Source organism: Microbulbifer epialgicus (assembly GCF_041447265.1).
Lineage (GTDB): Bacteria > Pseudomonadota > Gammaproteobacteria > Pseudomonadales > Cellvibrionaceae > Microbulbifer > Microbulbifer epialgicus.
This window is the reverse complement of sequence record NZ_JBGMEK010000018.1, coordinates 74,603-84,438: the sequence shown is the minus strand read 5'-3', so window position 1 is coordinate 84,438 and position 9,836 is coordinate 74,603. Positions and strand designations below refer to the sequence as shown.

Here is a 9,836-nt window from a genome sequence, read left to right as displayed (position 1 = left end):
CAGAGTTGAGCATGTATTTGGTTCTATGGAAAATGAACAGGGAGGAATGTTCGTTCGAACTATAGGACTTGCGCGCGCCAATGTTAAGGTTGGCATGATGAATTTGGTTTACAACATGCGTCGATTTGTCAGTTTATACAGTCGAATTGCGCCCGCAGCATGAAGAGTGGGATAAAATGGATATGAGTTTTACTTGGAATTACTATAAAACACACTAACTATCAATATTTATCGAATAAGCTCAGTTTTACAACTAAAACTCAACCATAAAATAGCACTCCAATAATTCGTAAATTTATCTCCGAATTTATAGAGATGCCCTGTAATCAATTCACTGCAATAAGGACAGTGTATAGCTGTTTCGATTAGGGAGTTTCGCATAAGTTCTTGCCCCAGCTAACTCGTGTTTTCAGAATTTGTAATAGTGGTGTATTAAATATTAATGGAAAATTTAGTTAATCTGGGGGCTGTTGGTCTTTTTATTGCTGCTTTCTTAGCCGCAACAATTTTACCCCTTAGTTCAGAAATTGTCTTAACTACTTTGCTTCTAAGTGGATTGTCCCCAGTTACACTAGTCATAGTTGCGACTGTTGGAAATGTGGCGGGTTCGCTAACAAATTATGCACTGGGTTACTGGGCCAGCCTGGGTATTATAAAAAAATGGTTAAGGATGTCAGAGGATGAATTTACACGAGCGGAACAGCGATTCAGAAAATACGGGATGTTGTCACTATGTTTTGCGTGGATCCCGATAATTGGCGATCCTTTGACAGTTATGGCTGGTGTTTTGCGAATTCGTTTATTGTGGTTTGTAATCTTGGTTTCTACTGGCAAGCTTCTGCGCTACCTTGCCATTAGTTATATTGTGCTTCAAGCCACGTGATTCAAAAAAATTATCATGGGAAATACAAGGTATTGATATTGCTGCTTGAATTTAAGGAGCCTGTAAAACTTTAAATTTTTTAAAGGTACCGCTAAAAATTGCATTTTCATCAATTTTATCGCCTTGCAACCCCCATTATTCGGTACAGACAGGCACCAAAATAGTAATTTTTTGAAGTGCTTTTAAGTTGAGACCATTTTGGCGGTGTGAGCTGTCGGCTAGGTCTGGGATTGTACAGGGTCGTCATCAATGTGCTGCTTTGGCGGACATTTATTTTTATACGCAAAGGACTATTTGGCCAAAGCTTGGCGTGACACTCAGAGCTTTAATTTTTTTGGTATCCACCTTTGAACATTTAGTATGGTAAAAGTCTACGTCTCCACCTTGCCACGCTGATCGGAGACCAGATATCGATTTGTGGTCGGAAACTGGCGCCGGGAGAATCCCACAGAATTTTCTGCGGTAATACCCCTGGAAACTCCTGAGTAATGCGAAATCTGCGGTGATATAGAGCCATCGATTACCTTGATGGTTGTTATCTTAGCGGGCATAAATGGCAGATAAATAGTGAAAAACGTGACAGATTTTACGCCCTGCTTCAGCCTGCAAAGTGAGGCCCTGAACAGCGAGGAGTCCAACGTTTGGGCCGTTAGTGACCGGGCCCACAGCCTGGCCGATAAGGGGGAGGACGTCATTTTTCTCTGTGTTGGCGACCCGAACTTCGATACCCCCGAGCCGATCCTAGACTTTGCTCGTGCTCGCTTGGGTGTGGGGCGCACACACTACTCCCCCGCTGCCGGTGAGCCGATGCTGCGTCGCGCTATTGCGGATATCGAGAGCAAGGTGTCACCGCATCCTTGTAATCCCGATGATGTAGTGGTCTTTCCTGGTGGTACCAACGCTATATATGCGGTGCTTTCCTGCCTGTTGAATCCTGGTGAGGAGGTTGTGATCCCGGAGCCGATGTATATTGGTTACGTGCCCATTTGCGACAGTCTCAGACTTTCGGTGAAGCGGGTTGCTTGCCCGGCAGAAAAGGATTTTGCCTTTGATGTAGAGGCGATTAAGGCAGTGATCTGTAATGAGACCCGCGCGGTGATGATCAATACACCGGTCAATCCCACGGGCGCTATGGCGACCCCGGAACAACTGCGTGAGTTGGCGGCCTATTGCCGTGCACGCAATGTTTGGCTGGTGTGTGATGAGATGTATTCTATGATCACCTTCGCGCGCCGCCATACATCCCTGCGCGCCGCTGCAGAGGAGTTGGACAATATTGTCGTAATCGATGGTTTGTCCAAGTCCCATGCTATGAGTGGTTGGCGCCTCGGCTGGGCCGTGGCCCGTGGTCCTTTGGTGAATCGCCTGGCGGAGTTTGCCGGCGCCACTATCTTTGGTTGTCCACAGTTTATCCAGGAGGCAGCGGCCTTTGCCCTGGAGTTTGACTCTTACTTTGTAAAGCAAATGCGAGATGCTTACGAACGCCGCCGAGACCTGATTGTGGAGCGTATTGGCAAGATACCTGGGCTGAACTGCTATAGCCCGGAAGCTGGCATGTTCGTCATGGTCAATGTGTCTGCAGTGGCTAATTCTGGGCAGGAATTTGCCGAGGCCCTGCTGGATGCCGAACTGGTGTCTGTGCTGCCGGGTGCACCTTTTGGTGAGAGTGCGGTGAATCATGTACGCCTGACTCTTGCTGCGGATGAGACCGAGCTGTCCCGTGCACTGGATCGTATTGAACACTTTGTCACCAGCGGAAATCGCCAGGCCAGTTGAGCTAAAGGTTGGCAGTTATCGTCCCAGCAATACCCGTTCGGACGGCAACTTGTGCCGGCTTGGAGGCTGTAATGTTTCAGCCTCCGGCGAATACCGCTATCCTTGCCCCCTTTCAGATTCAAAAGAAATCAGTTCCGTGAAAATTGACCGGCATAATTTGCGTATTTTGCAGGCCCTGCAAACTAACGCCCGTATTAGCAACCTGAATTTGAGTGAACAGATTGGATTGTCGGAGAGTGCCTGCCTGGCTCGGGTGAAGCGCCTGACCAGCGAGCGCTATATCCGCGAGTTCCTCGCCGAGATTAACCTGGATAAGGTGCGTCATGCAGAGTTCTATGTGAATGTTGCCCTAAAGCGCCAGGACGCGCGAACCAGTGAGAATTTTCGACGCATTATCAGTGACATTCCCCAGATCGTCTCCTGTGTGAAGATGTCGGGTGAATTCGACTATATGTTGCGCTTCGTCTGCCCGGATGCAGCGGATTTTAACCAGGTTTCCGAGCAGTTGCTGGCCAATGAGGACGCAGCCATTTCCCGTATGACTTCGCATTTGGTCATCGAAAAAACCAAACCTTTTACCGGTTATCCCCTGGAGTTGTTATTCCAGGATTGACCGACTCTGACCAGCGGCTGGGCATATTCCCGGCCGTTGGCAATCTGTCACGGGAATAATGACAGAATGTTTTCTAGGCACCAGCAGAATGCGATTCCCCCGATTGTGTAGGTGAGAGGTGCTGTTATCCAGACAGCGGCCTTGTCTCTGTTCCAATTCTCCTTGATCGATTGTCGCCCTCTGAAGCGCCACTGTTGTACGCGCCAATGTGTACAGCGTAGTGCCCAGAAGAGACTAGCCATTATGGTGATAAATACTAGCTGCCCCAGTTCTACTCCCAGATTGAATGTGAGCAAGGCCAAAGGAACGGCCCCCTGTGGAAAACCGATATCTGTCACGGCGCCGGCGAAGCCCAGTCCGTGCAGCAGTCCAAAACCAAAGGCCACCAACCAGGGAAAACGTATAGCCATACTTCTTTTGCCGCGCTGTTTGGCGAGTATTTCAGAGGCGGTAAAGACAATACTGAGAGTGATTACCGCTTCCACTGGAGCTTGGGGTAAGGAAATATGACCGAGGGCTGCGCCTGCGAGAGTGATGCTGTGGGCCAGGGTAAAGGCAGTGATAGTCAGCAGGAGTTGTCGCCAGCCACCGCAAAGCAACATCAGGACCAGAACAAACAGAAGGTGATCTATACCGAGTAGGATATGTTCCAGACCGAAATAGAAGTAGGTGAGTGCAATTTGGCTGTGAGCTTCTTGTGCTTTGACAGTAAAGCCCGGTCGGTCCGGCATTAATCGTTGGATCTGTTCGCGCCCATCGAGCCAGGAAATCCGCACCAGCGCATCGGTGAGTGTATGTTCCAGGCCCTTGATAGCTATGGAAAGCCCAGATAAAGCATTGGGATGATGGATCTGCCAACGCTCGGTGTACACACCCATATTGAATCCGCCACTTGGTGGATATAACGGGCTGGCACTGCGATCCATTTGCACATCCAGTGATAAGCGCAACTGTCCGCGTGCAGGGACTCGCCAAGTGATTCCAAACCGTTGTGCATCCAACTGCTCAATCTGTAGGTAGGCAGGGCGCAGCTCATGGGCGATGGAATTGAGTGGAGTAACCAGTGTGCAAGTTACTAACAGGCAGACTGCCACCCAGCCGCTGAAATATAATCTCATTGCTGGGCCAGAGCCTGCCAGCTTGCGGGCACGGGGCTCTCAATAAGTACCGTGTAATTATTACGATATTGCTGGTACTGATGTTCGAGTCGTGTCTCTCGTTCCTGTATTTGCCAGTCGCGCAGCACCTGCCCTCGAACCTCGGAAAGTTGCGCGGCCCTGGCGGGTTGATAGTCCTCAATAAACACCAAATGTTTGCCGTAGGCGGATTCAAGTGGTCCTGCCCAGTGCCCAGTTGGTGCCTTGGTGAGTTGGCTGGAAAAGTGCGCTCCAAATACCTGGTTGATGCGCCTACTGACTTCATTTGTCATGCGCTCTGGCAGCAGACTGCTGTCCCCTTCAAGGTTTTCTGCTGTTCCTTGATTGAGCTGTTGCAGGGCCTCTGCTAAGTCCTCTGGTCTATTGCTTGTTTGGAAGTGGAGTTGCCTGAAACTGAATTGGGCCGGGCGTTGATATTTGTGTTTATGCTGCTCTAGGTATTGCTGCAGTGTGTACTCGCTTGGTGTAAGGGTGTCTACGACATCCCTGGTGGCGAGTTCCATCTTCATACGCAGGCGGCGTCGGATCACAGTGTCGTTGCGATCCAGTCCAAGAATTTGAGCCTCGCGATACAGAATTTCTTCGCGCACATAGTTTTCCACAAGTTGCCGCATTTCCGCTACGGAGGGTGGTCGTTGCCAGCGGCGTTCAAAGACTGCGGAGAGGTGCTCAATACGCCCTTCATTTATGACAATTTTGTTGCGATTTATTGTTTCTTCTTGTACAAGCGTATCAAGAACAAAGAGCAGGCACCCAATAATCACAATGTGAAGAAGTGGCTCTTTAATCAGATTTCTCATGTTATCGACTCTGCCTGTGGGTAAGTCGCGGGAAGAGGGAGCGACGACAGGTAAGTATGGAAGGCTGTACCAACTTTGCCAGAATGGAAAAATCTCCCTTTCTAACCAATTTATGCGAAATTGGTGACCTGATAGGAAAAGTGGCAGTTAGTACCTCAGTTATACTGTAGTCAGGATATTGTGAGCGAAACCGACTTTGCTGAAACGATAAATAAATCATCCTGATGAAGGGGAGTGGCAGTTGAAATATTTGGGACGAGTCTATTTGACTCTCAATATGTTAGCTTTTGCGTCAGTGGGCCTCGGAGCTTTATTTAAGCCAGAGGCTTTCGCCGCTGCAATTGGCATAAAGTTTGTTTCCCCTGCTGCTGTGCCTGAGTTCCTCGCCACTTATGCTGGTTTTATGTTGGCTGTCGCCGTAATTTTGTTGATTACTCTTGCTATGCGCCCACACCGCAGGGCGGCTTACGCAGCATTGTCACTTTCCTATATGGGGTTTGCCTTGGGCAGGCTATACGGGATGTTGGCAACCGGCAGTTTTGATGAGCGCAACTTGCTTTTTTTAGCCCTGGAAGTGGTGATGGTGGCCTGGGGGCTTTTCTGTTATCGCGAGTCGCGCTGGTTGCCACTTCAGCATGGACACTAATCCAAAGTACTGGAAAATCTAGTGACGCCGGCTGATCGGCAATTGGCCGATTAACGTTTTATTTTCTATCCGGATAGGGTTTGATTAATCGGCTAATGCTTCCATAGCCAAGCATAATCGGTCTGGATTTGTGCCTAACTGGTCTGCTCCTCATTTCATATAAACTTTGGGCAAGCTGGCTTACAAGCGGTTTTATTCTGGGTGGGTCTAGATGTCTCAGTTCCAAAGTTTAGTGGAAGCCCTGGTGATTCTGGTTGCACTTTGTGCTTGCGCGATCTGGTTGCGTAAACGGGAAGTCATTCATATAGAGGAACAGGGTGTTTTTGGACGGCTGACCACCGATTTTGCGTTGCCGGCAGTGATTCTACTCAGCTTGAGTAAAGTCCCTTTCTCCCTTCAAGCCCTTTTACCGGCCGTCATCCTGTTTGCCGTCAGTCTTGCGATTATGGTGCCGGCATGGTTGCTTGGGAAGGCGATGGGTCTCGCGCGTAAGACCCTGGGATCTATTGTTCTGGTTGCCGGATTTGGGGGCTCATCAACCCTGGGCTTATCTTTGATTCGACGGGTTTTCCACAACAATGCAGTTGTTATGCGCGACAGTGTGCTAATTGGAGAATATGGCGCTCTATTGTCAGTTTTTACATTCGGCGTTGCCGTAGCCATTTATTTTGGTCGTGATAAGAAAGAAAAAACGAATCTTTGGCAAGCCTGTAGGCCCTTTTTCATTTCACCAATTTTTATTGCAATGATATTGGGTACGATAATTTCAATTATCGGCCTGCCTCAAAGCAACGTAGCTGTTCATTTATTTGAAGATATTTTACGAGTGTCCGGGCAATCACTGATTGTCCTTGTAGCATTTAGTATCGGCCTTGCCTTGAGGCCAATTGCAGTACGAGAGTTGGCAGGATTGATCCTGGTTGCAGTATTGCTGAAGTTAATAGCGGAGCCACTGCTAGCCTGGGTCCTTGCCATGTCGATTAAGCTACCGCATATTGAGCGGGAATTGCTGGTTCTACAGGCCGCCATGCCTTCCGGCGCTATAGCCGCTGTACTGGCCAAGCGTTATGGATGTGATGGCGCAGTTGCGTCTGCAATGGTGGTCGCGACAGCTTTTATCAGCTTGGTATCACTTCCACTAACCCTGTATTTAGGCGGCTGAGTAGATTTGCAGCAGCTGCCCAGCCCGCTGCAAGTTTGTAAACCTATCGGCCTCTTAAGCTGTAATTTTTTCTCCGCGATTCCCAGTGGGATTTTGCGCTATTCCCCCTACTTCTGGTTGTGGGTCACCGTGTAGTTTGCCGTCTACAGCCTGTCGAAACACTTCTTTGTAATCCTTGAATTCCGTACCCATTAGTCGGTCCCACCAAGTAAAGTAAAAGCCGTAATTGCCTTGGAAACGTTGGTGGTGCAAGTCGTGGTGGGTGGTAGTGGTCATATGGTCCAGTGGACCATCCACCCAACTGCGGGGGTGGAATTCCCGGCCGGTATGTAGCATGGCATTGCGGAAAATCATCACGAACAAGAAGCTGAGCCAGATACTTGAGTGTAAGGGGATTGTCAGGGCGATCAGCGGTGAAAATAGCCCATTAATAAAGATTTCACCCACTGAAAAGCTGTAGGCTGTCCAGGGCGTTGGTGTTCGCGATATGTGGTGCAGGCGATGAAAGTGCTTAAACACCTTCGGATGATGCATAGCCCTGTGGGTCCAGTAAAAATAGGCGTCATGCAGGAGAATCACCAGGGGTAGGCTGACAATATTCCACCACATGGGGTAGTCACTCCACTGCCAGTAGAGTTTGGCAATGCCCATTTCGTGCAGCAGGTTAATGGTGATACCGAATAGGGTAAAAATGCATATCGTTAGCATGGAGTAGCTGACTTCGCGGCGAATATCTCCCCAGTTCGCACGACGTTTTTGAATTCGGCGTCGGTTCATCCATGCGCGAAACAGCCAGCCCGCGCAAATACTCATCACTGAGGCAGCCAGCACATAGCGGAACAGTGTCAGCTGGAAGTGAAAGGCTCCATACTGAGCCACGTCGGTCAGAAAATCCATACTCTCACCATCGATAATGTGTTTGGAATGGAGACGTCATTTTCCTTATGAAAAACAGGACATTCGGCAATACCCTAGTGGGGCAATGCTTACTGTGGTGCCTCCAGTCTGGAGAGCTTTTACTCGGCTGGCTTGTGGAAAATGAAAAAATGCTGACGGATTCTGAATAGCTGCCAATTCAGGCGGGCAGCTTCTCGCGGCGGTACTCGGTAGGTGTCTGGTTGTGACGGCGTTTGAAAGCTGCGTTAAATGGGCTCAGCGAGCGATATCCCACATCGAGAGCGATGGTGAGAACGGGCAGGTGGGCCTGCTCGGGGTTTGCCAGGCGGGCACTGGCTTCGGTTATGCGGTAATGATTTAAGTACTCGTTGAAATTCCGGTAACCCAGGTGGCGATTGATCAGGGTGCGCAGCAGGTGTTCACGGGTATTCAGCTGATCTGCCAGCTCACGGATGGTGAGCCCGGTATGGCGGTAACCGCCGCTCTCCATATGTTCTTGCAGTTTACTGATTTGTATCTGCTGATGCGTATCAAGGCTGGCTACTGGTGGGGGGGGCGGTGTTTCCACCTTCTCTGGGGTATCTGCCGGCATAGGGAGGGATTCGTCAAGGGCGCTGGGAGATAGCGCTAGCAGCCAAAGACAGGCGGCTAACGATAGCAGGCTGGCTAACAGCGCATGTAAAGCCGGAACGCCGTTTGGCACTGGTCGGTAGGCAAACAGGGATTCAGCGCTGATCACGATCAGCATATAAGTTCCCACGGCAATTAACAGGATGGCCCGCAGGCGGCGGCGCTCTGCCACTAGGTCGGATTGAAACTGCCCCAATAGCGTCAGCATACCCAAACCAATCAGGCCCAGGCGCAGGAATTGAGATAGGTTGAAAAAGATCTCTTCCGTATTGGCATCCAATGATACAGGCGCATGGTTTGCCAAGGTGCTAAATAGGACCGAAAAGCCGATAGGAATCCATCCCCAGCGCGGGAAGGGCTCCTCCTCGCGGCACAGTAAGTGGGTAAACAACCAGAATGCGGCAGGTACCAGAATTACCGGCAGGTAAATTAGGAATGCGCTGAAGCCACCGATTGGCGGCAGCGTTGGTAGCAGTAGGTAGCAGATGACGCCAATTAAAACCAATGTTAGCCAGCGCGCAGCAGCGAGCCGATGGTGGTGCATTGAGACCTTGGCTGTTGCGAGCAAGAGTAGTGCACAGGCACCACCGGAGAAAAATAAATAGCCGGCAGTCATGGCTTATCTCCAGCGGGTGGCCCAGGCATCCAGGACCTTGCTGCTATAGGTGTGGCGGCCGTAACTGCCGTTGTAGTAGGCGAGGGCATTGGCAAGGTTGCCTTTGGCCTTCTTGATATAGTGCTTAAGGATGGTACAGCCGTAGCGCAGGTTGGTGTCCATATCGATCAGGTTATCATCTGGCCGCCCTATCTCTTTTTTCCAGAAGGGCATCACCTGCATCATGCCCTGGGCGCCGACCCGGGATACTGCATAGGGATTGAAGGCGCTCTCGATTTGAATTACGGCGAGGACAATTTCAGGGCGAAGGCCCGCGCGGGTTGCCTCGCGGTGAACCGCTTTCAGCACATGCATACGCCTTTTCGGGTCTTTGATATAGCGCGACAGGGGTTGGGATTTTGACATCAGCCAGACTTCCGCATCAAAGCGGTCTGCAAAGCTCTCAGCCTGGGTGATCGCGTCTCGCAAGGCGAGGCGCAACTCAGGATCGACTTCATTGGAGCTACTCTGGGATGTGGCACTGCTCCAGGCGAGACAGAACCACAGTGCGGCAATGGCTTTTCTTATCATGCCTGGAATTTTACGAGATCCTGAGGAAATGGGCAGTGCCTTTTTACGGATCTGCTTCGCAATCTAATTTGCAGGAGAGGTTATGG

General features: G+C 50.2%; 10 protein-coding genes and 1 pseudogene. 6 read left to right on the top strand and 5 right to left on the bottom strand.

The genetic code is table 11. The features are described from left to right. From ACCI49_RS10310 to ACCI49_RS10295, 4 genes and pseudogenes are all read left to right on the top strand, one after another. Positions 1-163: pseudogene (locus ACCI49_RS10310) on the top strand (IS5/IS1182 family transposase); the annotation flags it as partial. A gap of 279 nt (positions 164-442) precedes the next feature. Further along, a complete protein-coding gene (locus ACCI49_RS10305) occupies positions 443-883 on the top strand; it encodes a YqaA family protein (RefSeq protein WP_371838878.1) in 441 nt (146 codons plus the stop codon). A gap of 567 nt (positions 884-1,450) precedes the next feature. After that, positions 1,451-2,659, top strand: a complete 1,209-nt coding sequence (locus ACCI49_RS10300; protein ID WP_371838877.1) for a pyridoxal phosphate-dependent aminotransferase — start codon at positions 1,451-1,453, stop codon at positions 2,657-2,659. Further along, positions 2,619-3,272 carry an Lrp/AsnC family transcriptional regulator gene (locus ACCI49_RS10295; protein WP_371838876.1) on the top strand — a complete coding sequence of 218 codons (654 nt, stop codon included), beginning with the start codon at positions 2,619-2,621 and terminating at the stop codon, positions 3,270-3,272. Before ACCI49_RS10300 ends, ACCI49_RS10295 begins: the two co-directional genes overlap by 41 nt. A gap of 47 nt (positions 3,273-3,319) precedes the next feature. Here ACCI49_RS10295 and ACCI49_RS10290 read toward each other — a convergent pair whose 3' ends face one another. Both ACCI49_RS10290 and ACCI49_RS10285 read right to left on the bottom strand, forming a co-directional pair. After that, positions 3,320-4,390: a HupE/UreJ family protein gene (locus ACCI49_RS10290; RefSeq protein WP_371838875.1), complete on the bottom strand. Its 1,071-nt coding sequence runs from the start codon at positions 4,388-4,390 to the stop codon at positions 3,320-3,322. Further along, on the bottom strand, positions 4,387-5,229 hold the full coding sequence (locus ACCI49_RS10285; RefSeq protein ID WP_371838874.1) for a peptidylprolyl isomerase: 843 nt from the start codon (positions 5,227-5,229) through the stop codon (positions 4,387-4,389). Before ACCI49_RS10285 ends, ACCI49_RS10290 begins: the two co-directional genes overlap by 4 nt. Before the next feature lie 241 nt (positions 5,230-5,470). Between ACCI49_RS10285 and ACCI49_RS10280 the strand changes: the two genes are divergently transcribed. After that, positions 5,471-5,875 carry a DUF4345 family protein gene (locus tag ACCI49_RS10280; RefSeq protein WP_371838873.1) on the top strand — a complete coding sequence of 135 codons (405 nt, stop codon included), beginning with the start codon at positions 5,471-5,473 and terminating at the stop codon, positions 5,873-5,875. Positions 5,876-6,086: 211 nt separating this feature from the next. Next, positions 6,087-7,037, top strand: a complete 951-nt coding sequence (locus ACCI49_RS10275) for an AEC family transporter (protein ID WP_371838872.1) — start codon at positions 6,087-6,089, stop codon at positions 7,035-7,037. Between the two features lie 54 nt (positions 7,038-7,091). Here the strand turns inward: ACCI49_RS10275 and ACCI49_RS10270 are convergent, their stop codons facing one another. From ACCI49_RS10270 to ACCI49_RS10260, 3 genes are all read right to left on the bottom strand, one after another. After that, on the bottom strand, positions 7,092-7,934 hold the full coding sequence (locus ACCI49_RS10270; RefSeq protein WP_371838871.1) for a sterol desaturase family protein: 843 nt from the start codon (positions 7,932-7,934) through the stop codon (positions 7,092-7,094). Between the two features lie 178 nt (positions 7,935-8,112). Next, the gene (locus tag ACCI49_RS10265; protein ID WP_371838870.1) at positions 8,113-9,180 is read right to left on the bottom strand and encodes a helix-turn-helix transcriptional regulator; all 1,068 of its coding nucleotides are present in this window, start codon (positions 9,178-9,180) and stop codon (positions 8,113-8,115) included. Between the two features lie 3 nt (positions 9,181-9,183). Next, a complete protein-coding gene (locus ACCI49_RS10260) occupies positions 9,184-9,750 on the bottom strand; it encodes a lytic transglycosylase domain-containing protein (RefSeq protein WP_371838869.1) in 567 nt (188 codons plus the stop codon). Positions 9,751-9,836: the final 86 nt, after the last annotated feature.